The organism is Streptomyces sp. NPDC033178 (genome assembly GCF_055577685.1).
In genome coordinates this window covers 46,967-71,701 of record NZ_JBVIPT010000001.1, presented here as the reverse complement: position 1 = coordinate 71,701, position 24,735 = coordinate 46,967, and the positions used below count along the sequence as shown (strand labels likewise).

At 68.9% G+C, this 24,735-nt stretch carries 19 protein-coding genes and 3 pseudogenes; 6 read left to right on the top strand and 16 right to left on the bottom strand.

Annotated elements, in window-relative coordinates:
* Positions 1-23: 23 nt before the first annotated feature.
* From ACZ5VQ_RS00355 to ACZ5VQ_RS00340, 4 genes are all read right to left on the bottom strand, one after another.
* Positions 24-1,136 (bottom strand): sugar ABC transporter substrate-binding protein, encoded by a 1,113-nt coding sequence (locus ACZ5VQ_RS00355; RefSeq protein WP_469102952.1) that lies wholly within the window; start codon positions 1,134-1,136, stop codon positions 24-26.
* Between the two features lie 337 nt (positions 1,137-1,473).
* On the bottom strand, positions 1,474-2,172 hold the full coding sequence (locus tag ACZ5VQ_RS00350) for a hypothetical protein (protein ID WP_469102951.1): 699 nt from the start codon (positions 2,170-2,172) through the stop codon (positions 1,474-1,476).
* Positions 2,169-3,818 (bottom strand): serine/threonine-protein kinase, encoded by a 1,650-nt coding sequence (locus tag ACZ5VQ_RS00345; RefSeq protein ID WP_469102950.1) that lies wholly within the window; start codon positions 3,816-3,818, stop codon positions 2,169-2,171. Before ACZ5VQ_RS00345 ends, ACZ5VQ_RS00350 begins: the two co-directional genes overlap by 4 nt.
* Positions 3,819-4,381: 563 nt before the next feature.
* Positions 4,382-4,669: a DUF3662 domain-containing protein gene (locus ACZ5VQ_RS00340; protein WP_469102949.1), complete on the bottom strand. Its 288-nt coding sequence runs from the start codon at positions 4,667-4,669 to the stop codon at positions 4,382-4,384.
* A gap of 292 nt (positions 4,670-4,961) precedes the next feature.
* On the opposite strand from ACZ5VQ_RS00340, the gene ACZ5VQ_RS00335 reads away from it, so the two are divergent.
* The gene (locus tag ACZ5VQ_RS00335; protein WP_469102948.1) at positions 4,962-5,444 is read left to right on the top strand and encodes an STAS domain-containing protein; all 483 of its coding nucleotides are present in this window, start codon (positions 4,962-4,964) and stop codon (positions 5,442-5,444) included.
* A 613-nt stretch (positions 5,445-6,057) separates the two neighbouring features.
* Positions 6,058-6,477: an ATP-binding protein gene (locus ACZ5VQ_RS00330; RefSeq protein WP_469102947.1), complete on the top strand. Its 420-nt coding sequence runs from the start codon at positions 6,058-6,060 to the stop codon at positions 6,475-6,477.
* 79 nt (positions 6,478-6,556) lie between these two features.
* On the opposite strand, the gene ACZ5VQ_RS00325 is transcribed toward ACZ5VQ_RS00330, so the two are convergent.
* The 5 genes from ACZ5VQ_RS00325 to ACZ5VQ_RS00305 form a co-directional block, all read right to left on the bottom strand.
* On the bottom strand, positions 6,557-6,811 hold the full coding sequence (locus ACZ5VQ_RS00325) for a hypothetical protein (protein ID WP_469102946.1): 255 nt from the start codon (positions 6,809-6,811) through the stop codon (positions 6,557-6,559).
* 233 nt (positions 6,812-7,044) lie between these two features.
* Entirely contained in the window at positions 7,045-7,410 is a 366-nt protein-coding gene (locus ACZ5VQ_RS00320; RefSeq protein WP_469103542.1) for a Mu transposase domain-containing protein, read from the bottom strand.
* 196 nt (positions 7,411-7,606) lie between these two features.
* Entirely contained in the window at positions 7,607-8,731 is a 1,125-nt protein-coding gene (locus tag ACZ5VQ_RS00315) for an IS701 family transposase (RefSeq protein ID WP_469102945.1), read from the bottom strand.
* 143 nt (positions 8,732-8,874) lie between these two features.
* Entirely contained in the window at positions 8,875-9,996 is a 1,122-nt protein-coding gene (locus tag ACZ5VQ_RS00310) for an FAD-dependent oxidoreductase (protein ID WP_469102944.1), read from the bottom strand.
* Between the two features lie 421 nt (positions 9,997-10,417).
* On the bottom strand, positions 10,418-10,564 hold the full coding sequence (locus tag ACZ5VQ_RS00305; protein ID WP_469102943.1) for a hypothetical protein: 147 nt from the start codon (positions 10,562-10,564) through the stop codon (positions 10,418-10,420).
* Positions 10,565-10,953: 389 nt separating this feature from the next.
* Between ACZ5VQ_RS00305 and ACZ5VQ_RS00300 the strand changes: the two genes are divergently transcribed.
* Positions 10,954-11,502 (top strand): hypothetical protein, encoded by a 549-nt coding sequence (locus tag ACZ5VQ_RS00300; protein ID WP_469103579.1) that lies wholly within the window; start codon positions 10,954-10,956, stop codon positions 11,500-11,502.
* Positions 11,503-12,134: 632 nt separating this feature from the next.
* Here ACZ5VQ_RS00300 and ACZ5VQ_RS00295 read toward each other — a convergent pair.
* Positions 12,135-12,356: pseudogene (locus tag ACZ5VQ_RS00295) on the bottom strand (transposase); the annotation flags it as partial.
* 93 nt (positions 12,357-12,449) lie between these two features.
* Here ACZ5VQ_RS00295 and ACZ5VQ_RS00290 point away from each other — a divergent pair.
* Positions 12,450-12,961: pseudogene (locus tag ACZ5VQ_RS00290) on the top strand (LuxR C-terminal-related transcriptional regulator); the annotation flags it as partial.
* Here ACZ5VQ_RS00290 and ACZ5VQ_RS00285 read toward each other — a convergent pair.
* From ACZ5VQ_RS00285 to ACZ5VQ_RS00260, 6 genes and pseudogenes are all read right to left on the bottom strand, one after another.
* Entirely contained in the window at positions 12,958-15,723 is a 2,766-nt protein-coding gene (locus ACZ5VQ_RS00285) for a helix-turn-helix transcriptional regulator (RefSeq protein WP_469102942.1), read from the bottom strand. The pseudogene ACZ5VQ_RS00290 and the gene ACZ5VQ_RS00285 overlap by 4 nt on opposite strands.
* 121 nt (positions 15,724-15,844) lie before the next feature.
* Positions 15,845-16,455 (bottom strand): annotated as a pseudogene (locus tag ACZ5VQ_RS00280) (transposase family protein); the annotation flags it as partial.
* Positions 16,456-16,486: 31 nt separating this feature from the next.
* Positions 16,487-17,383 carry an RNA polymerase sigma-70 factor gene (locus ACZ5VQ_RS00275; RefSeq protein WP_469102941.1) on the bottom strand — a complete coding sequence of 299 codons (897 nt, stop codon included), beginning with the start codon at positions 17,381-17,383 and terminating at the stop codon, positions 16,487-16,489.
* Positions 17,384-17,603: 220 nt separating this feature from the next.
* Positions 17,604-18,803 (bottom strand): NAD(P)/FAD-dependent oxidoreductase, encoded by a 1,200-nt coding sequence (locus tag ACZ5VQ_RS00270; RefSeq protein ID WP_469103541.1) that lies wholly within the window; start codon positions 18,801-18,803, stop codon positions 17,604-17,606.
* 617 nt (positions 18,804-19,420) lie between these two features.
* Positions 19,421-20,140, bottom strand: coding sequence for a TetR/AcrR family transcriptional regulator (locus ACZ5VQ_RS00265; RefSeq protein ID WP_469102940.1), 720 nt, complete (start codon positions 20,138-20,140; stop codon positions 19,421-19,423).
* 91 nt (positions 20,141-20,231) lie between these two features.
* A complete protein-coding gene (locus ACZ5VQ_RS00260; protein ID WP_469102939.1) occupies positions 20,232-21,452 on the bottom strand; it encodes an FAD-dependent monooxygenase in 1,221 nt (406 codons plus the stop codon).
* A gap of 96 nt (positions 21,453-21,548) precedes the next feature.
* On the opposite strand from ACZ5VQ_RS00260, the gene ACZ5VQ_RS00255 reads away from it, so the two are divergent.
* Entirely contained in the window at positions 21,549-22,313 is a 765-nt protein-coding gene (locus tag ACZ5VQ_RS00255; protein ID WP_469102938.1) for an alpha/beta fold hydrolase, read from the top strand.
* A 1,058-nt stretch (positions 22,314-23,371) separates the two neighbouring features.
* Positions 23,372-24,727, top strand: coding sequence for an NAD(P)/FAD-dependent oxidoreductase (locus tag ACZ5VQ_RS00250; RefSeq protein ID WP_469102937.1), 1,356 nt, complete (start codon positions 23,372-23,374; stop codon positions 24,725-24,727).
* Positions 24,728-24,735: the final 8 nt, after the last annotated feature.

The following is a 24,735-nucleotide window of genomic DNA, read 5'->3' as shown; positions in this document are numbered from 1 at the left end:
CCTCCTTCCGCCTCCGCGAAAGCTCATGGGGTGAGTCCGGCCTTGTCGCAGGCGGACCGGAGCTTCGAAGTGCAGATCTGGTCGATTGTGTACATACCATCCTTTACCAGAGTGTCCTTGATGTTGCTGGCCGTCACCGAGACCGACGGGAGCAGGACCGCCGGGATGTCCTTGGTGGTGGCGCTGTCGACCGTGCCGGGAGCGATGGACGCGACCGTCTCGCCGCGCCCCAGGGCGACGGCCATCTCGACGGCGGCGTCGGCCGCAGGCTTGAAAGGCTTGTAGACGGTCATGTACTGGTCGCCCCGGACGATCCGGCGCACCGCCGCGAGGTCGGCGTCCTGGCCGGTGACCGGGGGGAGTGGCCTGACTTCCGTGGCGTTGAAGGCGGAGACCACGGCGCCGGCGAGGCTGTCATTGGCAGCCAGAACGCCGTCGATGTTGTCCGCACCCAGGGCGGCGATGGCGCCGGTCATGTTGACGTAGGCGTTCTCCGGTCGCCATCCGACGGTGTCGTACGACTTGCCGATCTTCACGTTGTCCTTGAGGACGGAGAGTGCTCCCTGCTTGTACCAGTCGGCATTGGGATCGGTCGTGGCGCCGTTCATCATGACGATCTGGCCGCCGTTCGCCTTCGTGCCCATAGCCTTGAGCAGCCCCTCGCCCTGAAGCCTGCCGACCGTCGTGCCGTCGAAAGTGACGTAGCCGGAGATCGGGCCTTGTGCGAGCCGGTCATAGGCGACGACCGGGATACCGGCCCGGTGTGCGGCCTCGACCGTCGAGCGCAGCCCCTTGGCGTCGACGACGGCGAGGATCAGGACATCCACACCTCTGGTGATCATGGCCTCGAGCTGCTGCCGCTGGACCGCCGGCTCAGGTGTGGCAGCGACGGTCGCCGCCGGGCAGCGAGGGCACAACTGCTTCAGCTTCTGCTCGATCAGCGGCCTGTCGAACTGCCCGAAGCGCGAGGCCCCGCCGCCCGGGAGCAATACGCCGACGGTGAGGCTGTCGCCGCCGCCCTCACCGTCCCCGCCGCAGGCTCCGCTCAGGGTCAGGCCGACGGCAACCGAGATCGCCACAAACGCACGGGTGAGCGACCCACGCTTCACAGCCGGAAGGCTGACACCGAGACCCATTTTCGGTTCCTTAGGGAATTTCGCCCCATTGTGCCCAGTAATAGGCGCTTAGTGCCAAGCGTAACCAACGTATCGGTGTCGTCCCGTTCAGGTTCGGCCCCACCTGGCAGTACCGGACGGCGGCCGAACGTGACGACGGCGGCGCACGACCATGCCGAGGCGTGGACTTGATGATGAGGGGGCGACTGTCGACATGGAGGCGCGTACGCAGTGCGTGTTGTGTGCTCGGTGTGAGTACGCCTGCACCAGCGACGGTCTGCCGTTCGGAAGGCGGACATCGAATCGATCACGACCGCCAATCCAGCCAGTACGGCAACCACCGCGTGCCTCCCCGCCGTCAGGAGCAGTCGTACACGAAGCGAATCGTGGCTGTGTGGCGGCTGGGGGAGAGGACGTGCAACTCGGCCTGGGCCCGGTAGCGGCCTTCGCCCCGGAACGTCCAGAGCAGATGCACCCGTGCCCTCTTCTGGCCCCCGGGAATCACTTCGCGCAGGACGGCCGAGGTTGTGCCGTCGCTGCGGACCCAGCGGTAGGACAGGGTGCCCGGTCGGCCGTTCGTGGTGATCACTCCGACGATGTCCGCCGTGCTGTCGCATCCCACTGCGGTGTTGCGGGTGGTGACGGCCGCCTGGTCCGCGGCGAAGCCAGGGCCGGAACGCTGCCAGGCGAGGAACGCGATGACCATGAGCAGCACCAGTGCCGGCAGGGCATGTCGGCGCAGCCTTCCTCGCGGATGCCGCGTGGGCGTCGGCACGGCGGCGGACAGCGGGGTCCCTGAACGGTGCGTGAGAGCGGCGGTCACACCGGGGCCGAAGCGCAGGACCGTTCCCTCGACACGGTCGGGCCGGGTCTCCGGCGTGGCCGGTGCCACGGCGGTCCGGTCCTCTTGCGGCGTGGTGTCCTGCTCGGGTCTCTGGAACCAGTGGCTCCCCAGCACGGTGGCGCTGTACTCCGCCTCCGCGTCGGCGGTGTGGTCGGGTGGGGCGGGCCAGGAGCCGCTGCCGGGCGGCGTGGTGCGGTCGTTGGTGGGAGTCAACGGATGTCGCACCGCCTCGTCAGGAGCTGCTGTGAGGCGCCGCCGTCGGCGGACGCGGGAGCTGTCGTGGCCTGCACGGCCCAGTAGCAGCCCTTGCCCTGGAACGTGTGGTCGAGGGTCAACGTGTACTGCGTGGCGCCACTGCGGTCGAATGTCTCGGGCGTTCCGTCCGGCGTGCCGAGCTGTCCACTGGTGTCGCCTGTGTACCAGGACACGGTCACGGAGATCGGCCCGGTGCCGTCCGTGGTGACGGAGACGGTGGTCGTACCCGTGGTGGGGCCTGTCTGGCGGAAGCCGGACACGGCGATGTCTTTGACCGCGGGCGTGGCGGGCGCGGTGGGTGATGTGGGGTCGGGGGACGCGGTCGTCGGGGTGGGTGTGGCCGTCGCTCCGCCGGGCGGCGTGGTCTCTTCCGTCGGGGCCGAGGCCGACGCCGAGGGTCCGTCGGAGGCCGAGCTCTGCGAGCCCGACGGGGAAGGGCCGGTCGATCCGGCGGATGCCGAGGACTCGGCAGGGTCGGCCGATGAGGTCGGAGCGGTGGACCCCGACTCCACGCCGGGCTGTGCACTGGTCGTGGCGAACGCTTCGGCCGCCTGGTCGGTCGCCTGGCCGTCGTTCCGCGGCACGCCATACGCCAGAACGATCGCCAGGAGCGCGGCCGCGGCCGACACGAGCATGCCTGGGCGAGTGGGCCGCCACATGTGGGTCCGCCCACCGCCCTCACCGGCTCCCGGGCGCAGGACGGTGCGGGCGGTGTCCGTGGTGGTCTCCGGGCCGGGGCGGGCCGGGGAGCGCAGCAGCAACAGTGCCGCGAGTGCGGAGAGCCTGCCGCGGCCTCGTTCCTCCCACTCGTGGCCGTATCCGGCGACGGCCGCCGCCTCCAGGTCCGCGACGAACGCCGCGGCGTGCGAGGGCCGTGCCTCTGGCGACTTGGCCAGGCCGCGGCAGACCAGTGACCGCACCGCCTCGGGAACCTCATCGGCCGGGACGGGCGAGTCGACGTGCCGCAGCGCGAGTTCGGCGAGGTTGTCGGCCGGGTACGGCTTGTGGCCGGTCAGGCACTCGAAGAAGGTGGCAGTTGCCGCGTACACGTCGCCCGCCGGTGAGGCGGGCGCACCGGTCCACTGCTCCGGGGCCATGTAGGCGGGTGTTCCGGCCACTCCGGCGCTCTCACCCGTGGCCACTGCGATGCCGAAGTCGACCAGCTTCGACGTGCCGTCGGAACTGACGAGGACGTTCTCCGGTTTGTAGTCGCGGTGGACCACACCGAGCCGGTGGGCGTCGGCCAGGCCGAGCAGGGAGCCCTTGAGGATCACGAGTGCGGCTTCGGGTTCCAGCGGACTCTGCGTGGCCAGAAGGGAACGGAGGGACACTCCGTCCACCAGCTCCATCACAATGGCGGCGCCATCGGGGCTCTCGACGTACTCGTACAACCCGGTGACATACGGGCTGTTCAGGCCGGCGAGCAGTCGCGCCTCCGCGCGGAAGTCGTGGACGAAGCCAGGTCGGGTGTACAGGGACTCGCTGAGGTACTTCACCGCGACCGCGATGCCCGTCCCTTCGTGCACGGCCAGGACGACCCGGCCGCTCGCCCCAGAGCCCAGCTCCAGCGATTCGGTGTAGCCAGGAACTGCCCATGTGTTCATCGGTACCCCCTCAGGGCCGTCGTGGTGCCGGAGCCTCCATGCACCTGGCAAGCTCCGGGCCACGCGATGGGAGACACATTTTCGGCCATGTCGGTTGCGGTGGAGCAACCCCCGGTCGCCCCGAGCCACTGGTCGGCCACGGCGCGGAACGCGCCCTGCGTGATCCGGCAGGCCATCGGCAGGGCGGCTCGAACTCGATGGTGACCGACGATGCGTGACTCGTACGGGCAGTGCTGGCGCCGCCCCCAGTCGTTGACGAGCCTCCGCCTGTGGGGATGGTGGTGGTTGCGTGCCGGTGGGAGTGGCTGCCCCGTCGGTGCGGACCGTGTGGGACCGGCGTGCGGTGCGTGGGCTCCGGCTGCGTCTGGGACGCTTCGCGGGGATGCAGCGGCTGGGTGCGGATGTGGCGCCGGCCGCTGTCGCTGTGCTGGTCTGGCTGCAGTTGCGGCCTGCGAGAAAGGGCAGACTCCGGCGTACGCGGACCTCCGCGTCCGCCTTCGAGTTCCTCGACGCAGCAGCTGCGGTCAACAGGTATGGGCACGTGGTGCGATGCCCAGCTCGGCTCACCTCTGGAGGGGGACGATGCGGCTTCGGACACGGAAGCGACCAACGCCGGCGTCATCGGTCTGTGCCAGGTGAACGGCCACCGGCCCGGCGAACGTGTACCCCTGCTCCGCGGCATGGCGGCGGACCTGAGCCGCGAGGTGTCCCGCCACCTCAGCACTGCCTGCGGTCAATCGGAGGTGGGATTCCGGCGGGAGTTCGATGACGAAGGTGTTGGGTACCAGAGTGCGCCGGCGGTCCAGGATCAAGGCGCGGTCGTCGCACTCGCGGCGGAGTATCGCTACCACCTCGGCCTGCTTCCTGGCGCGCGGAAATGAGCACCTTCCACAGGGCGTTGGCCCATCGCTCCATGGTGTGTTCCAGGCCGATGAGGAATCTCATCCTGTTCCGCTGCCCGACGGAATGCGGGGCACACGCACCCGTACGGGTACCGAATCAGACGGTGCCGGGAGACACGACAGCCACACCGATCCGGCCGGCCCGAGCGGTATCGCCTCGGGCGCTTGTCTGGTCGGAGGGGCGCCGACGCGCAGGGCCGCTCGTCACAGCCTTTCCGCGCGACGGTCGGATGGAGGTGCGATGTCCACGCAGATCCACCGCCTGACCATCACCGAGGTCGCCGCCTGCGACGCCTGCGCGGTCCTGCGGGTGAGCGGCGAACTCGATCAGAGCTGCGAGGGAATCTTCCTGAGCACACTCGGCGCCAGCGTCGACGCCGGTCATCGGCACTTGGTGCTGGACGTGACAGCCCTCGTCTTCTGCGACTCGCGGGGGCTCAACTGCCTGCTCGCCATCCGGTGGCTGCTGGAGCGCCGGGACGGAAAGTTCCTGCTGGCCGGAGCGGGGCGTCGTCTGATGGAGCTGCTCGTGCAGACGGGCAGCTCCGAGCTGCTGGCCGTCCGGCCAACCGTCGGCCAGGCACTGATGGACCTGCCCGCAGCGCATCGCCCCATCTGGCCTCCGGAGCCGCACGGTGACGAGGGCCATGATCTCCGTAGCCTTGCGCAGTCGCTGCCTCCGGTCCCACCGCGGCAGCGCACCCAGGCCCATGAGGATTCCTAGCGGGATGGTAGGCGGGGCCCCCTACCGACTTCACGGTGAGTCGGGCGCCCACCATCCCCAAGGTCCCTGCCTGGCCCGAGGCGTGCGTACGCGGTCGAGCCGGCCATCTGTGCGGGTGAGTTGGCGATTCCCTTGGGGGCGGGAGTGCCTTCCGCGGGTATTGGCATCACGTGTGAGTTCGAATTTCTCCGAGAGAATGGTGCCACAGCTATGGCGCCCTGTAGCGGTTCTGTCGGCGAACCTCAGGATGGAGAACTGTCCTGACAGGCCGGATGGGCGCCCGCCGTGCAGGAGGCCCTGCACGCCGATGTGCGTCTTCCATGCTCCGGCGGTCCTCGAGGATCAGCTCGACGACGTCCTGGGGCGGAGGCATGAGACAGCGCCTCCCGCTACCCGATCCGGCCGTGAGTATTTGATGCTCCGTTTGCGTCACCCTCCCAGGTCAGGGCGGACTCTGTGCGCCAGCGATCGGGGCCGTCAAGTCGGCCTGATGGCCCGCGCGATTGGCGATCACCGGCACGGGGCATCACGGCGGGGCGGGACCAGCCGCGCAAGACATGCCGCGGTCACGGAGCGAGGCTGCCGGTTGTCCTAGGAGGGGAAGTGATTCGCCATGCGTACGCATCGGCGTGCTCATCGGCGTTCCGTACGAGTGGAGTACCTGCTGCCCGACGAGGCCGCATCGGCGGGGAGGGCGCGGAGGCTGACTACCGTGTTCCTCGCCCGATCCCGCCACCGGATGGCCCAGGTGGACGCCGGGCACATCGACGACGCGACGCTCATCGTGTCCGAGCTGGTAGCCAACGCGACCCAGCACGGCCGCAGTGCCTGCCGTCTGCGCCTGCAGGTGTCCGACGAACGGGTGACCGTCGAGGTCTACGACGACAACCCGAACCAGCCCCGCGTGCGGCCGTTGACCGCCGAGGGCGAAAGCGGGCGGGGCCTGGCCATGGTGCGGTGCCTGGCGCAGCGGTTCGACATCACCCCGGTCAGCGGGGGCGGCAAGAGAGTGCGCGCGGTCCTGGCCATCTGATTCCCCGGTGTTGCTCGCGTCATCGGTGTTCTGGCACACCGCACGGAGCAAACGACCGACCGGAGTAACGCAGGTCGGCCTACACCGGCTCGTCGTAGAGGCGCAGATCGGCTGGCTGACGGCCGCGGAGCGGCCCCAGACGCTTAGCCAGAGCCTCAGCCCATTGATCGAGAGCCTCGTCAGTGTCGTGGAAGAACCAGGAGTTGAAGTTGCTGAGCTGGTCAAGGGCTGGATCTGACGGATATTCGAGCTCGCAGTGGACTTGCACATAGTGATCTTGCTCGCCGTCGTCATCGTTGATCCCGAATTGACGGGTGAGGTCCAGGGTGAACATAGGTGGTCCGTCGAATGCGTACGTACCGTACTGGAAGAGCAAACTGTCGGCGGCGGCTGAATCGTGACCCACGTTGGCCGAGTCAAAACGGACCCATTTGCCTTCATCGCGCGAGCGAGGAAGGCCAGGTCAGCGGCGGTCTGCTGACCCGTGCGGCGACTCGTCGTCCCCGTCTTGGCGGTGGCGGCCGTCGTCTCGGGCGCCTTCGCCGTCGGCTATGGCGGTGCGGGGCATCAGCCGGCCTCCCTCTGGTCATCGCCGCCACCGTCGATGACGGTGAACAGCCGGTCATAGGTACCCAGTTCGCGCTGTTCGACCTCGATCAGCGGACCGGTGCCCGCCGCCTCGGCCCGGCGGGTGGCCTGCTGACGGTGTACTTCCTGGCGCATCACGATGCCGGTGGCCGCGTGGTGGGGGTCGGTGATGGTCTGGTGGCGGGCCCAGCAGCGAGGGTGCTGGGCGACGATCTCCCCACCCGCGGCCAGCACGATGACCTGGTCGTTGTCGCAGTGCACAGTCACCATCCGCCCGATCGCGGCGGGGTCGACGGTGTAGTCGTTGGTGTCGATGCGGACGTAGTGGTCGCGGCCGAGGCGGATCTGGAATCTCCACTAGTACTCCAGTGCGATTTCGTGATCTATCCAGCGGCTTCGTCGGCGGTCCGTCGTCGGTAGTGGCTGCGCCGGGCTGTCGCCTGGTGGCGTCTGCGCCAGGTGGACCAGTGCACCAGCCTGGCCACGGACATGGCCGGTGGGACGAGGCAGGCAGCGAATAGGCGGCGGATTTCCGGGACGGTCAATGGCATCGGCTCGCGGCTGCTGGTGGGATGGTGCGGATCGACGGCTCGGTCGGGAGCAGCGCCGACTGCAAGGCAGCGAGGAAGGCCAGGGCGAGCATGGCGAGCGTGATATGCCGGTGCCATGAGGTCCAGTTGCGGACCTGGTAGTGATCGAGTCCGACCTGGCCCTTGGCGGCCTGGAAGCACTCCTCGACACTCCAACGGACACCGGCGACGCGGACCAGCTCGGACAGGGGCACGTCGGTGGGTGACCAGCAGAGGTAGAAGGCGAGTTCACCGGTGGCCCGGTTGCGGCGGATGAGCAGGTGGCGGTGGCCGCCGGTGCCGATGCGGACCCAGGCCCAGTCGTAGTAGCGCGGGCCCTTTGCACCGTTGCCGGCACTGTACCGCTGCCAGGCGGCTGTGGGGAGCCGGCCGACGAGGGTGTCCGCACGCACGAGGGTGCGTCCTTGGTTGATCCGTACCCTGGTGGAGCAGGCCACGGCCAGGACGTAGCCGATTCCGGTCTCCTCCAGAATGACGCGTAGGTGTGGGTCCTGGCCGTAGGCTTCGTCGCCGGTCACCCAGGACGCGGTGAGTCCCGCGTCCAGCGCGGCGGCGATCATCTCCCCGGCCAGGTGGGGCTTGGTTGCGAACTGCACCGTCTCGGGTATCCCGGCTGCGCGGCGGCGCTCTGGATCGGAGCACCAGGAATGCTCTGGAAGGTAGAGCCGACGGTCGATCAGAGCCCGTCCCCGCTGGGTGGCATAGGCGAGAAACACGCCGACCTGGCTGTTCTCGATGCGTCCTGCGGTGCCGGTGTACTGCCGCTGCACCCCTGCCGAGGCCCGGCCCTTCTTCACGAAGCCGGTCTCGTCGACGATAAGGACACCGCCGTCAGTGCCCAGGTGTTCGACGGCATAGGTGCGGACGTCGTCGCGGACGGCATCCGCGTCCCAGCGGGCGTAGCGCAGCAAGCGCTGCATCGGCCCGGGCCGGGCATGGCTGGCCTGTTCGGCCAGCTGCCAGCAGTTCTTCCGCTCGACACTCGACAGCAGCCCGAGCAGGTAGGCGCGGGCGGTCGCTAGGGGCTCCACCCGCCCGAACCGGCCCGCGATCCGGATCATGACCTGATCGAACATCGCCCGCCAACGGACAGGGTCCACGCTATGGCCCGCGGCCACCGCACGATCTTCAGGCGTCCACACAACCCCCGATGATCACGCGATGGCCATACCTGTTCCCCGCCGGGGCCGCGGCAAGATGGCGAACCCGGACCGGGGTATCAGGAGTGATCGAACAGAGTGACTACGCTCTGCGGTGCTTCCCGGCCGAAAAAGATTTCCAGGTTCTGCGCCGAGCGGCCTGCGGCGCCGCTACCACGCAGGAACAGCCGCTCTTCGTAGGCGGTGAGCGCGGCCTCGATGTCGGGTTGCTCAACCAGCTCGCTCGCTAGGTCGGCACCGTCGTACATGGCGAGGTTTGCGCCTTCGCCGGCAAAGGGCGGCATCAGGTGCGCGGCGTCGCCGACGAGCGTGACGCCGGGCACCCTGTCCCATTTAAGCCCGACGGGAAGGGCGTAGATGGGTCGGAGCCAGGGTTCCGCGCAGCTCTCTGTCACAAAGGCGGTGAGCAGCGGCGACCAGCCGTCGAACTCGTCGGCGACTTGACGGAGGCCGGCGGACGGGTCGCGGAAGTCGATCGACCTCATCCACGTCTCGGGCTTGTTCAGCGCCACGTATCCGCGCACGTGCCCTTCGGAGTAGCGGTGGGCGATGATGCCTTTGCCCGGCGCGACCGCCATCAGCGTGCCGCTGCCGATCGCGGCCACGCTCGCCCGATGGTTCTGGCCGCCCGAGGTGAAGGCGATCTCTATGAAGCAGGTTCCGCTGTAGAGAGGCTCGGCGAGGGTGAGCAGCGGACGCACCTTCGACCAGGCACCGTCCGCGCCGATGACGATGTCGGCGCGCGTGGCGGAACCTTCCGTGAAGGTGAGGGCGTAGTCGCCCTCCGGACGGTGCCGGATCGAGGCGAGCTTGTGACCCCACCTGATCGTCCCGGGCGCGAGCGAGTCGATGAGCAGGCGCCTGAGTTCGCCACGATCCACCTCTGGACGGGCCGAACCAGGGTCCGCAGGCATGTCGAAAAGGATCGTGCCGTGGCGGTCGACCACGCGCTTGGCGTCCTCGCCCGGGCGGACCAGAGTGAGGAACTCGTTGTACAGACCAGTTGCGCGAAGCGCGACCTGTCCGGTCTCTTCGTGGATGTCAAGCAAGCCGCCCTGTGCACGGGTCGTCGCCGAAGCCTCACCCTCGTAGATCGTCGCGGCGATGCCGTGAGCCTGAAGTACCCGGGCGAGCGTCAGTCCGCCCAGTCCCGCTCCGACAATGGCGATGGTCTTCTGCATGCTGCGCTCCTCTGTAGCGCCGACACGCGTCGGCGATTGTCAGCGCCGTGAGCGGACGGGATGTCCGGTCTCGGCAGGAGACGCTCACCGATCAGAACCACCTGCATCGATGTATGCGCGATGCCCGGCGGGTGGACCCGCGGGACATCGTTTTTCGCGACGCTGTGACTATAGCCCGGCATCCAGCCCGCAGCGGTCGGGGCCGCTCACGCTGCGACGCACCGCCCCCGCCACGTTCATCGCCGATAGCCGCCTCGACCGGCTCGGCGGTGTCGTTGGGCGTGGTTGTCCGAGTGCTGCCTTGTCCACGGCCAGGCTGCTGCACTGGTCCATCTGGCGCAGACAACCACCAGGCGATAGCCCGGCGCAGCCACTACCGCCGACGAGCCCACTGGACAGATCGCGAAACCAGACTGGAGTACTAGGAGGGCGGATCGACCGGTGGCAGCGCGAGCATCCCGGCCCGGTCGGCCTCCCACCGGTCGGTGGGACGGGCCAGCAAAGTGCGGTGCCGGCGCCGGTTGGCGACCTTCAGCCAGGCGGCCGGCTGGGTGTTGGAGTTGTCCACCTGGATGGCGCTGACCTGGGGTGATTCGACTCTTCCTGGCGCTGACCTGGACAGATGAGTCTTTCAGTGCCTTTCGGTGTCGTGCCGTTTTATGTGGTCGATCCTCCCCACGCGCTCCCCAGGAGCCCGGATACTCCCCAGATTCTCTCCAGGGAGGTGGCGTCGTCACGGGCGGGGCGCAGTGAAGACTCTTCCCACGGCAGGCACGCTGAGTGATTACCGTGGGCGGCTGTTTGGCCTGCCGGATTTACTGTGGTCACTTGTCCCGGTAGAGACCAGTGACCTGCCGCGACGGGGGCTCCGGGCTGCAGACCTCGGCGCGTCTCGTCGTCGAACTTGACCACGGCCGATCCGGTCGGCCCGGCCGCTGGCGCGATCGGAAGGCCCGGGTGCTTGAGAATGCGTGGGGCGTAATTCTCGGGGAGATCGAGGCGCGAGCGCCGGCGGACGCTCAGCGCAGAGAGAGCGAGGAGCGGACCAGGGCGGAGCGTGAGATTCGCTGGCGGACGGCCATGAAGGAGGCGAAGAAGCGAGCTGTTCGGGATCAACTCGCCAAGGTGCTTCGCGAGGACGCCGGACGCTGGCAGGAGGCCGCCGTAGTCGGTGAGTACTGCGATGCTCTGGAACATCGTCTTCCAGAGTCGGGCGGCTTCGTGGATGAGCCGGCTCTGGAATCGACCAGACGCTGGTTGGAGTGGGCACGCGAATTCGTGCGTGCGATCGACCCCTTGAACCGGCTTCCGGAGATGCCAACTCCAAGGCAACCGAAGCCGGGCGAGCTCAAGGCGTACCTGAAAGGGTGGAGTCCCTACGGCCAGAACGTCGAGGTGGACGGTGAAGCACAGAGTGAGCGGTACGCTGCTTGGCCCCACGTGTTCCCGATGACGCATCATGTGGAGTGTGTGGCGATCCTCGAACCGGCGGCTAAGGGATCCTGACCTGCGGTTTTGCGTGTGCGGATTATGTGCGGTGTGGGCGTTACGGGCGGTATCTTTGCGCTGAAATGACGATCGTGACGCTCATTTGACGCTCGTTCTGATGGGGTGTCAGGTGGCTTGTCGGGCAGGTCAGGCCCACTCGACGTAGTGAGTGCCAGCGCTGCTTCCTGATGGTCAGATGTCCCGGAAGGGACCAGCCGACTCTGTGACCTGCCGCTCTTGATAGGCATGGGGATCTGACGCGCAAATAGGTGCAGGTCAGGACGGTGGTAGGCAGGTCTGGATGCCCCCGGTGCCCCCGGTGCCCCCGGTGGCCGTGGTGGTCGCCGGGTGTCCGGGTTCTGGGTGTCAGGCTGCGTCCTCGATCGGGTTGAGGGTGACGGTGTAGCCGAGCTGGTTGAGTGCGGTGATCGCGCAGCGGGTGGCGCGTTCGGGGTCACGCTGGGTGAAGTAGATGCCGCCGAGCTCGTGGTAGGGGGCGTGTCGGTGAGCATGTGCCAGAGCGCGGTGATGATCGAGTGCTCGACGGCGACCAGGGCTTTGAGCGGGCCGCGGCGGGCAGTGAGCCGCTTGTAACGGGCCTGCAGGTAGGTGTCCTTGGTTCTCACCGCGCCGAACGCTGCCAGTCCGAGGGCTCCTTTGAGATACGGGTTCCCGGGCCGGACCTTGGTGTTCTTGGTGCGGCCGGCGGACTCGTGGTGGCCGGGGCAGACCCCGGCCCAGGAGGCGAGGTGGCGGGCGGAGGCGAACCGGGCCATGTCGCCGCCAGTCTCCGCGATGATCACTTCGGCGACGGCCTGGTTGATGGCGGGGATGGTGTCGAGCAGGTTGAGGGTGCCTCGAAAGGGGGCCATCGCCTCCGTGATCCGCGCATCCAGCTGTCCGATTGCGTCGGTGAGCTGGTCGTAGTGGTCCAGGTGCAGCCGGATGAGGAAGGCGTGGTGGTCGCGGACTGGGCGCTGGGTATCCAGGCGCGCTCGCGTGCGCTGCTGAGCGAGGGCGACGCCGCGGAGCGGCTCTACCGCGAGGCGATCGAGCGGCTGGACCGCGCCCGCATCCGCGTGGAACTCGCCCGGGCCCACCTGCTGTACGAGGAATGGCTGCGCCGGGAGAACCGCCGCAGCGACGCCCGTGACCAGCTGTGGACCGCCTACGAGATGTTCACCCGGTTCGGCGCCGGCGCGTTCACCGGCCGCACCGGCCGCGAGCTGCGGGCCACCGGCGAAACGGTCGCCAAGCGCACCACCGCCACTCCAGCGGGGCTCACCGCCCAGGAGGCACAGATCGCCCGCCTCGCCCGGGACGGAATGACGAACCCCGAGATCGGCGCGCACCTGTTCATCAGCCCTCACACCGTCGAGTGGCACCTGCGGAAAGTGTTCGCCAAACTCGCATCACCTCCCGCAGACAACTCCGCAGCGCACTCTCCGACCGACCATCCCCCACGGCCCGGGCCTAGGCTGACGTCGCCTCGCCTTCGAGCGACCTGGTGCGGATCTCCTTGCGGGAGGCAATGCCCAGCTTCGAGAACACTTTGCGAAGGTGCCACTCGACCGTGTGCCGGCTGAGGAACAACCGGGCGCCGATCTCGGGATTGGTGAGCCCATCGCTGGCAAGTCGAGCGATCTGTGCCTCCTGAGGAGTGAGGGCCGTGTGCGTCGCGAGGGTCCGTTTCCGAACCGTCGCACCCGTCGCTTGCAGCTCGCTTCGCGCGCGTTCGGCGAACGCCTCGGCCCCGATCTGGCTGAACATCTCGTGTGCGACGCCCAGTTGGGCACGGGCATCGACGCGGCGGTTCTCGCGGCGCAGCCACTCGCCGTGCAAGAGGTGTGAGCGGGCCAGCTCCACGCGGACCCGGGTCCGGGCGAGGCGCTCGATCGCCTCACGGTAGAGCCGCTCCGCGGCGTCCCCCTCGCTCAGGAGCGCGCGCGAGCGCGCTTCGATACCGAGCGCCCAGTCGGTACCGCTGGCTTGTGTCGTCTCCGAGAGCTGCTCGAGCGCGTCGGTCGCCAGCTCGGGCGCGCCGCTACGTACGGCCGCCTCGACCAGCTCGGCCAAGCCCCATCGCGGCGCGCCGAACTCCCACTGGTGGGCGGCTGCTGCTTGGGCCGCGGCCAGAGCGACCTCGTATTGGGCGAGGCCGTTGCAGAGCACCGCGTGGTGGGAGTGCGCGACGGTAACTCCGAGCCCCTGGCCACGCGGCACGGACTCGCTGATCGTGGTGTCGATCAGCGTGCGTGCCTCGCGCTCGCGACCACGAACGGCAGCCAATGCGAGCGCCCCGAAGGGCGGCTGGTTGCTCCCGATCGCCGCACTCACCGTTCTTACCTCCTCGATCAGCGACGCCGCCGCCGCGAGCTCGCCGGCGAAGACGTGCACGACGGCGGAGGAGTCGAGCGCAAGGGGGAGCTCGCTGAGTGCGCCGGCCTCACGGGCGATCGCCACGTGACGGGCTGCGACTATGTGCCAGCGCTCGTGGTCCCATAGATCCGCCGCGATGATCCCAGCAAGCAGGAGCCAGCGCAGCGAGTCCTGGACGGAGACGTCCTCGTCACAGAACGCCCCGAGGACTCGCTCGATCATCGGCGTCGAGGCCGCGTAGCCGTCGGTGAGACGCACGGCAAGGGCATCCAGCAGCATGTCGGGCGCGCGCAGCAGCTGCGGCGGTGCCCCGCGAGCCGCCTCGCCAACCTCCCGCCACCCGGGGCTGCGCGCCAGGCGGCCGGCGAATATCACCGCCGAGACTGCTTCCAAGTAGGTATCACGAGCGAGCGCCACGTCGAGCTGCTCGAGCCGGCGAGCGGCGGCGAGCAGCAGCGGAGGAGCCTCACTGCCGTGGCCCTGCGCGAACGCGATCTGGGCATGCAGTACATCGATCCGCGCGCGCCCGAGCTCGTCGAGGGGGCCGGCCTCCGCAGTGGCGAGGAGAGCAGCCGCTGGCTCGAACGCACCGGCGCGGAGCTTCGCCTGTGCAGCATCCACTGTGCGCTGCGCACGTCGTGCGGGATCGGGCGTCAGCTCGGCAGCTTGATTGAGGAACGCCGCCGCCGCCGCAATTCCGCCGCGCGCCTGCGCCCGGTCCGCCGAACGCTCCAGCTCGGCAGCCACCGTTTCGTCATGGTCTGAGGCTGCGCGCGCCAGATGCCAGGCCCGACGATCGGGATCGAGCTGAGCATCGGTCGCGTCAGCCAGCGCCTTGTGTACCTCGCGACGGTCGTTCGGGCCCGCCGCGCGATAGGCCGCCGAGCGCACCAGCGGGTGCCGGAACCGCACCCGGGTGCCGAGCGTGAGCAGCTCCACTGCGTCGGCGTGCGACGCAGCGGCGTCCACGTCGATCCCCAACTGCTCGGCCGCACGCCTCAACAACGTCACGTCGCCCACCGGCTCGGCGGCTGCGGTGAACAGCAGGCGCTGCGTCTCGGCCGGAAGCGCCTGGACACGGCGGAGGAAACCCTGCTCGATCTGACTCGACAACGGCCATGCATCCGGACGCGCGAAGCCGCCGGCCATGTCCGCCGCGGTCAACCCGCGAGGCAGCTCGAGCAGTGCCAGCGGGTTACCGCGCGACTCCGCAACGATGCGGTCGCGCACCCGCTCATCGAGCGGCCCGGTAACGGCCGAGTCGAGGAGTGTTTGGGAGTCGCGCTCGGTCAGCCCCGTGACGGGCAGCTCGGGGAAGCTGCCAAGAGCCTCGCCGACGCTGGGCTCGCGGACGGCGAAGACGAGCAGAATCGATTCCGCGAGCAGCCGCCGGGCGACGAACTCCAAGGTCAGTGCGGACGCGCGATCCAGCCACTGTGCGTCGTCGATGAGGCAGACCAGCGGCTGGTTTCCTCCGGCGTCCGCGAGGAGGCTCAGAGTGGCCAGGCCCACGAGGAACCGGTCGGGCGCATCGCCGGCGCGCAGACCGAACGCAGTGCCGAGTGCGTCGCGCTGAGGTACGGGGAGATTCTCGAGGTCGGCCAGCAGTGGGGCGCAGAGCTGGTGCAGGCCGGCGTAGGAGAGCTCCATCTCGGACTGGACGCCGGCAACCCTGACGGTGCGGCATCCAGCGGCACGATCGAGGAGGTATCTCAACAGCTCGGTCTTCCCGATCCCTGCCTCACCGCGCAGGACCAAGACCCCGCTCCGCCCAGCCCTGGCGCCTGCCAAGAGGCGGTCGAGAACCTGGCACTCGTTCTGCCTCCCGAGGAGTCCGGCACTCGAGCCGCTCCTCGCCATGGCATCTCCCCTGTCAGGATACTTCGCTCGGTATGGTAATACATCTCCTGATCACGGCGCCCGCGGATCGACCGAGGCAAGCGGGATCCACCGCAGGGCCTTACGAGGACAGTGCGCACTTTCAGAGTTGCCGCTCCAGGATGAGGACGGCCTGGGAAATTGACGACATTCGAGTCAGGCTGCATTCCGCCCTGCGGAAGATCCGCCATGACTTGAGCCGTGCGACGCCGCGCTCGACCGGTGCCCGTGCTGCGAGCAGCGCGCGGTTTGACGGTTTGCTGGGTGGCGTGAGGTCGCGGCCCGGCGGGCGCCGGAGGGGCGTCGTCGCCCACGGGCCGGCTCCCATGTAGGCGCGGTCGGCGAGGACCGGGACGCCTTGGCGTTCGCAGATCCGGATGATCCGGTGGGTGCCGGCCGCGGGCAGGTCGTGCGCGGCCGGCAGCGCGGGAGAGATCCACAGCAGGCGGCCATCAAGATCGGTCACCAACTGCACGTTCACGCCATGGCGGCGGTGCTTGGCGGAGTAGTCGGCTGGCCGCCGCGCAGGCGGTCGCACTCCCCGAGAGTTCCATGGAGCAGGACGCGGTCGGGATCGCTCTCGTGCAGCACCTTGAGCAGGCCCGGTGCACGGTCAGCGAGCAGGCATATCACCGCGGTGGTGTAGGCGTGAGCGGTGCCCACCGAGATACCGAAGCCAACGGCGATCTGGGCGAGCGGGTCGTGCTTACACAAGTCGGTCGGCCGTGTCGTGGGGGAGAGACGGTCAGTGGGAGGTGAGGGGGGTTTCGGACTCGACGCGGGTGAGTTTTTCGGGGTTGCGGACGTAGTAGAGGCCGGTGACGCGGGTGTTCTCCACCGAGAAGGCCAGCACGCCGTCGATCTCGCCGCCCAGGCGGAGGATGAGGCCGGGGTTGCCGTTGACCGTCGTGGGCTCGCTGCTGAAGGTGCCGCCTGCCTTGTCGACGCTGCCGGCCATGTAGCGGAGCACCTTGTCGGCGCCGACGACCGGTCGCAGGGCCGCCAGCTTGAGGCCGCCGCCGTCGCTGACGAAGACGACGTCCGGGGCGAGTACGTCGAGCAGCCCCTGCAGGTCCCCGGTTTCGAGCGCGCGGCGGAAGGAGTCCGACGCCGCCCGGGCTTCTTCCGGGGAAGCCGGTGTGCCCGGTCGGCGGGCGTCGACGTGCCGGCGGGCGCGGTAGGCGATCTGGCGTGCGGCGGCGGGGCTCTTGTCGATCGCGGCCGCGATGTCGTCGTAGCCGAAGTCGAAGACCTCGCGCAGTACGAAGACGGCGCGTTCGGTCGGTGAGAGGGTTTCGAAGATGTACATGAGTGCCAGCGACAGGTTCTCGGACAGTTCGACGTCCTCGGCCACGTCCGGCGTGGTGAGCAGGGGCTCGGGCAGCCAGGGGCCCACGTAGGCCTCCTTGCGCCGTTTGAGGGTGCGCAGCCGGTTGAGTGCCTGCCGGGTCGTGATCCGCACCAGGTAGGCGCGCTGGTCCCGCACCTGCGCCAGATCGGCCTTGACCCATCGCAGCCAGGTCTCCTGGAGGACGTCCTCGGCGTCCGCCGCCGAACCGAGCATCTCGTAGGCGACGGTGAACAGCAGGTCGCGGTGGGCGACGAAGGCCTCGGTCGCGGGGTCGGTGACGTGGTCGTTCATGTCGTGCGCTTCGCTCTCTCGCGGTCGGCCCCACGGGCCGGAAGCAGGCCGCATGTACCCGGTCTGGTGGCGGGGTCGTCGCCAGCAGCCTCCCCGCCTGCCAGGCCACGCAGGGTGGGCGGGGTGGTGGGAGGGCGTCGCGGCGCGTCGGCGACTGACGACAACGCCGCAGATGGGCGTGCCAGGCCCCGCGACGCTGGCATGATCTGCCGGGCAGGCTCTAAGCCGCGGGTCGGGTGTTGGACGGTGTCGTGCGGTGTTCCGGCCGAGGCGTCTCCAGGCGATCGGTGTCGTCGCCGTGGGATGCGCGGGAACCGGCCTTGCGCGCCCCGGACACCAGCTTGCCGAGGGTGAACCGGCAGGCGATCTCCTTGACGCCGGCACCCGGCCGACCGCCGATGTGGAGCGCGTTCACCCTGTCGTTCGGGTAGGAGAACTGGGTGACGCCCTCGTCCCGGCCGAGGCTGAGGCACTGCCCGGCGAAGAACATCCGGACGGGAGCGGGTGTCTTCCCCGCGATCCGGCGCAGAATCGTGGCGGCGGCCGCCGGGCCCAGCTGCACGGCCGCCTGGCAGCTCATCCGGAACGGATGGTCCGGCATCACCCCCGCGTCCCCGGCGGCGACGATGCGCTCGTCGTCAACACAGGTCAGCGTCGCGTCGGTGACCAGGCGGCCGGCGGCGTCGGTGCGCAGCCCGCTGCGGGCGGCCAGGTCCGGGACACGGAATCCCGCGGTCCAGATCGTCACCGCGCTGGGCAGCTCGCGGCCGTCGTCGAGCTGCACGGCGTCCTGTGTCACTTCCGTCACCTGCGCGCCGGGACCTTCGAGGACGGTCACACCCAGCCTGGCGAGCCGGCGGGCGACCGGGCGGCGGCCCCGGGCGTGCAGGGAGGGGCCGAGCACGTCGCCGCAGACCAGGGTGACCTTGCGACCCGCTTCCGCCAGCTCGGCAGCGGTCTCCAGGCCGGTCGGGCCGGCCCCGACCACGGTCACCGGATCCGACGCGGGCGCCGCATCCAGCGCCGACCGCAGTCGTTCCGCCCCCTCCAGGTCCGACACCCAATAGGCGAACTCCGCCGCTCCGGGTACGCCGGGATCGGCGGCGCCGCTGCCCACCGCGTAGACCAGGTAGTCGTAGGAGACCGTGCCACCGCCCGCCAGCGACACCTGGCGCTCGGCAGCGTCGATCCGGGTCGCGGTGTCGACCACCAGCCGGACGTTTGCGCCCATGACCCTCACAAAACCCTCGGTCGCGTCATCGGAGCCGGTCACGCGCTGGTGCAGGCGGATCCGCTCGACGAACTCGGGACGCGGATTGATCACGGTCACCGACACACCATCGCGCCGCGCCAGGCTGTTGGCCGCCGTCACGCCCCCGTACCCACCGCCGATCACGACTACCTCGACGTTCCCGTTCATCATGTCTCCCTGGTGTTTGTGGACTCGGCATTGAGACACCAGCCGCGCATCGGGTGTGACAGTTTGCAGATGTGACGTAACACACATGGGGTGCGGCGGGAACGCCGCCCCTTCCGCCGCGAGTGGCGTAACGCGGCCCTGACGAGGTCAGGCAGGCGCCGGGGAGCGTCGCGAGAGTGGGCGAGTGGGACCCAGCTCGCTGCAGTCGCCCTGACACGGCTCGGTGGTGGCCGCGCGGGCGACAGCCTGAGCAGGAAGGCGGCGCTGCGGTCGTGACCGGCATCGGCCACGGCCACCTGCCCGGCAGGCCTCCCCTGCGTGGCCGTGTCCGCCACTCAAAGGGGAACAGCCGCGGTCCGAGTACCTGGCCCAGCAGGTGAAAGTGCCTGCGGAGGCGTGGGCGGACTACGACTGGCAGAGCAATGCGATCCCGACGCTGAAGCGCGGAAGGAGCAGGGATGCCGGCTCGTCCTTGAGCATGACCTGGCGTCCCCGGCCGGGTTCGCCGCCTTGCCGCGCCTGGTGCGCTTCGTGTCACGCAGCACGGAGGCACGCAGCCTGGCCCTGCGCCGCGTCGGCTCATCCGCAGCTGAACGGCACGGGCTTGAGGACCCGGGTCATCTGGTTCCGGCGGCGCCCGACGCAACGAGTCCCAGCAGGTTGTCGTGAATCTCGGTGAACCGGGCCTGCACCGCTTCCGCGGCCTTGGCGACATCGCGTGCGGCGGGGTCGCGAGGCCGTTCGAGCAGCAGTTGGACGGTGTCCGCCAGGGCGGATTCGGGATCGTCGATGCTGAGCGGGCCTGCGACATCGGCGTTGTTCATGACGGTGACGAACCCGACCAGCACGGCGTGCAGGGCGTAAATCTGCCTGGACAGCGGGAGATCGTCGCGCACGATCCCGTGGTCACGAAGGATCGTTACGACCGCATTGCCCATCGCGCTCGTGGTGGCCTCGGCGAAGCGCTCTTGGTCGGCGGGGCGGTGGAGCAGCTGCCGCATGGCGCTGTCGTCGCTCTGGAGCCACCGCAGCCACGGGTTGCTCAGTGTCGTACGGACAAGCAGCGGAGCGAGACGGCGGGGCAGGATGGACTGCGGGTCCTGGGCGATCTGGTTGTTGACGGTCTTGATCCAGGCCAGTACCTCGCGCGCGGCCAGCCCCACGAACAGGTCTTCCTTGGTTTCCCAGTACAGGTAGACCGTGCCCTTGCCCACGCCCGCGGCCGCGGCGATCTCGGCGATGGTCACCTTGCGGACGCCGTGTTCGAGGACCAGCTCGCGCGCGCTGTCGAGGATTCTGGCCGCCTTGACGGAGTCGTGTTCGATCAGCCGGCTCACCGTGGTGTGTCCTCCCGTTCGTTCTTCGGCAGCATGATGTCATGGGGGTTCACGGAGGTGAGCCGACCGTGCGGCGGGCTCCAGGGGCGGGTCACGTCAGGCCGATGTCGACCGTCTTCATCCGGGAAGCCTTGCTGCGGTGCTCCAGCTTCGAGATGACCGTTCTGCCGACCGTCGTCCCCACCACGTGGTCGAAGAGGGACCGGATCTGGTACTCGGTGTGGTCGGCCGGGACGAAGAGCTTGCGCATGGCTATGCCGGTCTCCTGGTGGAACTCGATGAAGGGGCGGATTTTCGCCTCCCAGGCCCGCAGCGCCCGCGGCACGTCCCCGGGATACCGCTCCAGCATCGTGCCCAGCATGTCGGCCCCGGCCAGCCCGCTGGAGGCCCCCATCCCGGAGTAGAGGGTCAGGCACCACGCCGAGTCACCGACGAGCACCACCCTGCCCTGGTGCCATGTGTCGAGCCGTACCTGCTCGGCGGTGTCGAACAGGTGGTCTGGCGCCAGCTCGAACTGGTCGAGCAGCCAGCCGAGCGTCGAGCCCGTGGGCTCCGGTCCGAACACCGCCCGCAGAGAGTCGATGGCGGGCCGGGTGAACTCGCCGTCCACATCGTCGGTCCGGTAGTTGAACAGCACCGTCGGTGGCCGGTCGGCGAAGGCGAACACCCATGCCGACCGGCCCAGCTCGGACATGACGATTCCGTCCGTGCCCCGGAAACCGGGGACCGAGCTGGGCAGGGCGCACGCCGCGAGCATGTAGCCGAGACGGTGGATGCGGCCTTCGTCGGGCCCGAACGCCAGCCGGCGCACGGTCGAGCGCAGGCCGTCGGCCCCGACCACGAGGTCGAACTGTTCGGTGGTCACCGTCCCCGCGGCCCGGTCCTCGATGTCGACCTGCACGCCTTCCGCGTCCTGGCGCAGCGCGACCGGAACGGACGAGTACCGGATCTCCACGTCCTCGGGCAGGGCGTCGAACGCGGCCTGCTCGACGTCGCCGCGCACGACCGGGCGTGACTCGCCGGCCACGGCCTCGGCGAAGCCCATGCCGCGCCGCCGCCGGCCCGCGCGATCGACGTTGTAGTAGGCGATGTCCTCCGAGAAGCGGTCCGGGACATCGATGCCCAGGCGCTCGGCCGCGGTGATCCCGGTGCCGAAGAGGGTGAGGAAGTACCCGCCGCGGCGGCGTTCGGCTGCCTTCTCCAGGACGGCAACGTCCCAGCCTGCCTTGTGCAGCCGCAGCGCGGAGGCGGTTCCGCTGACGCCGAGTCCGACTACAAGAGCCCGCTGTCGCGGTGTGGTGTTCGTCTTCATGCCCCCAGACTATACTCACTGACCAGATTGGTCATATGGTCAGTTACGAAGTCGGTCGCGAAGTCGATCGCGACCAACATGAACGGAGTTCCCGCCATGCCAACCGTTTTCGTCCACGGCTTCCCTGAGACGCCGGAGGTCTGGGAGCCGCTGCTCGTCGAGCTCGAACGCATCGCTCCCGCTCGACCCGGCCCGATCCGCCTGTCCCCGCCCGGTTTCGGGGCGCCCTTGCCGACAGGGTTCGGTGCGAGCGTCGGTGACTACCGGGACTGGCTCATCGGCGAACTGGAGCGTTTCGCTGAGCCCGTCGACCTGGTCGGGCACGACTGGGGCGGCGCACACGCCCTCAACGCGGTGATGGCCCGCCCGGACCTCGTGCGCAGCTGGGTCAGCGATGTGATCGGCCTGTTCGACCCGGACTACGTGTGGCACGAGTTTGCCCTGAGTCAGCAGGTGCCGGAGAGCGCGGGACCGGACCCCGCCGTCCCGCTCGGCCCGGACCTCGCGATGCGGGTCGCGATGCTTGTGAAGTTCGGCATGAGCGAGGCGGTGGCGAAGCGGGTCGCGGTAGGCCAGGACGAGGCGATGGGGCGGGCCGCACACGCGCTCTACCGATCAGCCGCCCAACCGGTGATGGCCGAACTGGGCCGGAACCTTGAACGCGCGGCGCAGCGGCCGGGCCTCGCCCTGCTCGCCACCGAGGACCTCTTGGCCGGGACCGACGAACAGCGGTCCCGCACCGCGCGGCTGGCCGGCGCCCGCACCGCGACGCTCGACGGGCTCGGCCACTGGTGGATGACCCAGGACCCCGGCCGTGGCGCCCAGGTGCTCACCGACTTCTGGGACTCGTTGGACCGCTGACGAGCCAAGCGACCCGAGTCGGAGAAGGCCGTCCCTCATACCCGCGAGTTGCGTGCGTCCGGCGTCTCGCATCACCCTCGTCGTCCACGAGCCCAAGCGGCTCGGCCGCGCCATCGCCCCCGCGACCCTGACGGAGGAGCTGAAGCGATCGGCGTCGGCCCGGAGTTCCTCATCGGGAACTGGAGGCTCGTGCCACCCGTCCGGCACGGTATTCACCGTGCCGCATCATGTGGAGTGCGTGGCGATCCTTGAACCTGTCGCGAAGGGTTCCTGACCTGCGGGTTTGTGCGTGCGTGTTATGTGCGGTGTGGGCGTTATCTTGACGCTGAAATGACGCTTGTGACGCTTATTTGACGTCGTTTTGATGGGGCGTTAGGTGTGCTGTCGGGCTGGTCAGACCACTTGATGAGCGGCCGTTGGTGGGCAAGGAGATCTTCTTGAAGTTGTCTGCCGGACACCTCTGACCTGCGACGAGGCGATTCCTGGCGCCGCTGACCTGCGCAGATGAGTCTTTCGACGTCTTTCAGGAACGTGCCGAGTTGCGCAGTCGGCCCTCCCCACGCGCTCCCCAGGACCGTCGAGAACTCCCCAGATTCTCCCCAGCACGTGCCGTTGCACGGGCGAGTGCGACGAGGGGACCGCCGGACCATCTGGGCCGCGACCAGTCGTCGGTCATGCGGTCAACAGCGGTGAAAAGCATCCCAGCCGTGTTCGACGAGCACCTGCGGGTTGTCGAGTTCCGCCAGGGGCGCGAGCGGGAACGCACAGTGGTCGACGTCCAGCCCGTGGAGCGCCACTGCTCCAGCGCGGGTTCCGCGCATGAGGCGGCAACAATCAGTTAGGCCTGCGGCTGTGGTCGCCACCTCCGCAGTTCCTCGGCATAGTCCCTTGCGTCGGGCTCGTCATGCCGGCGCTCGGCGCGTTCGTACAGTCCGGTCGCTCGCTGCCACACGGACTTGATAGGTGCGGTTGTGCCGACCCGCAGCGGACGTGCCGGACTGTCACACCATGGCGCTCTGTCTTGTCTCAGTGACAGACAGACAGGGAGCAGAGGAACCATGAGTGAAATCCTGATCGTCGGTGGTGGCTATGCGGGTTTCTACACTGCGTGGGGGCTGGAGAAGCAATTGCGGGCAGGAGAGGCGCGAGTGACGGTCGTCGACCCGCGCCCGTACATGACGTACCAGCCCTTCCTGCCGGAGGTGACGGCTGGTTCGGTCGAGGCGCGTCACGCCGCCGTCTCGTTGCGGCGTCATCTGCGCAGGACCCGGCTGATCGCGGGAAGCGTGACGGAAATCCGTCACGCGGACCGGACGGTCACCGTCCGGCCAGTGGACGGAAGCGACTACGAACTGCGCTACGACACTCTCGTCGTCACCGCCGGGGCTGTGACACGGACGTTCCCCATACCCGGTCTGGCGGAGCAGGCCATAGGTCTGAAGCACGTGGAGGAAGCGGTCGCCATCCGGGACCGCCTGCTGACCGCGTTCGACCAGGCGGCGTCGCTGCCACCCGGCGCCGAGCGGCGAAGGCTGCTCACCGTCACCTTCGTGGGCGGCGGGTTCACCGGTGTCGAGGGCTTCGGTGAACTGCTGTCGCTGGCGACCGCGATGCTCAGGTTCTACCCGGAACTGAGCATCGAGGACCTGTCGTTCCATCTGGTCGAGGCCCGGGATCGCATTCTGCCCGAGGTGAGCGACGGGCCGGGTGCGTGGGTGGTGCGCTCCTTGGAACGCCGTGGCGCGCACGTGCACCTGAACACGCAACTCGTCTCCACTGTGGACGGGCGTGTCGTGCTCTCCAGCGGAGAGGAGTTCGATTCGGAACTGATCGTCTGGACCGCGGGCAACGCCTCGAACCCGGTTGTGCACAACCACACGGACCTGCCGGTTGACGAGCGGGGCCTGCTTGTGGTCCGGCCCGATCTTCGCGTGGGCACCGATACCGAGCTCGTGCCGGAGGTGTGGGCTGCCGGGGACGACGCGGCCGTTCCGGACCTGGCCTCGCCGCTACCTGGGGCACGTACGGTGCCGAACGCCCAGCACGCCGTACGGCAGGGCAAGCGCCTCGCGAAGAACATCGCGGCCAGCCTGCACGGGGGCAGAAGCCGGAACTACCGCCACAGCAGTCTCGGAGTGGTGGCGACGCTGGGGCTGGGGCGCGGCATCTTCCAGTACAAGAGCATCGTCATCAAGGGCGTTGCCGCCTGGCTGATGCACCGGGGCTATCACGTCCTGGCGGTGCCCACCTGGGAGCGCAAGGTCCGCGTTCTCACGGTGTGGCTCACCGCGGCCCTGTTCGGCAGGGACCTCATCTCCCTCGCCTCCGTTCAGCACCCACGGGACGCGTTCGTCACGAGCGGTAATGTGCAGCGCTCGGACGAGAGCCAGGCCGGCGACCACACGGCCGCATGACCGGGTCC

Excerpts from the sequence above, each read along its gene's own strand:
- ACZ5VQ_RS00355 (WP_469102952.1), bottom strand. The coding sequence starts at position 1,136 with ATGGGTCTCGGTGTCAGCCTTCCGGCTGTGAAGCGTGGGTCGCTCACC.
- ACZ5VQ_RS00345 (WP_469102950.1), bottom strand. The coding sequence starts at position 3,818 with ATGAACACATGGGCAGTTCCTGGCTACACCGAATCGCTGGAGCTGGGC.
- ACZ5VQ_RS00335 (WP_469102948.1), top strand. The coding sequence starts at position 4,962 with ATGTCCACGCAGATCCACCGCCTGACCATCACCGAGGTCGCCGCCTGC.
- ACZ5VQ_RS00330 (WP_469102947.1), top strand. The coding sequence starts at position 6,058 with ATGCGTACGCATCGGCGTGCTCATCGGCGTTCCGTACGAGTGGAGTAC.
- ACZ5VQ_RS00325 (WP_469102946.1), bottom strand. The coding sequence starts at position 6,811 with ATGTTCACCCTGGACCTCACCCGTCAATTCGGGATCAACGATGACGAC.
- ACZ5VQ_RS00315 (WP_469102945.1), bottom strand. The coding sequence starts at position 8,731 with ATGTTCGATCAGGTCATGATCCGGATCGCGGGCCGGTTCGGGCGGGTG.
- ACZ5VQ_RS00310 (WP_469102944.1), bottom strand. The coding sequence starts at position 9,996 with ATGCAGAAGACCATCGCCATTGTCGGAGCGGGACTGGGCGGACTGACG.
- ACZ5VQ_RS00285 (WP_469102942.1), bottom strand. The coding sequence starts at position 15,723 with ATGGCGAGGAGCGGCTCGAGTGCCGGACTCCTCGGGAGGCAGAACGAG.
- ACZ5VQ_RS00275 (WP_469102941.1), bottom strand. The coding sequence starts at position 17,383 with ATGAACGACCACGTCACCGACCCCGCGACCGAGGCCTTCGTCGCCCAC.
- ACZ5VQ_RS00270 (WP_469103541.1), bottom strand. The coding sequence starts at position 18,803 with ATGAACGGGAACGTCGAGGTAGTCGTGATCGGCGGTGGGTACGGGGGC.
- ACZ5VQ_RS00260 (WP_469102939.1), bottom strand. The coding sequence starts at position 21,452 with ATGAAGACGAACACCACACCGCGACAGCGGGCTCTTGTAGTCGGACTC.
- ACZ5VQ_RS00255 (WP_469102938.1), top strand. The coding sequence starts at position 21,549 with ATGCCAACCGTTTTCGTCCACGGCTTCCCTGAGACGCCGGAGGTCTGG.
- ACZ5VQ_RS00250 (WP_469102937.1), top strand. The coding sequence starts at position 23,372 with ATGAGTGAAATCCTGATCGTCGGTGGTGGCTATGCGGGTTTCTACACT.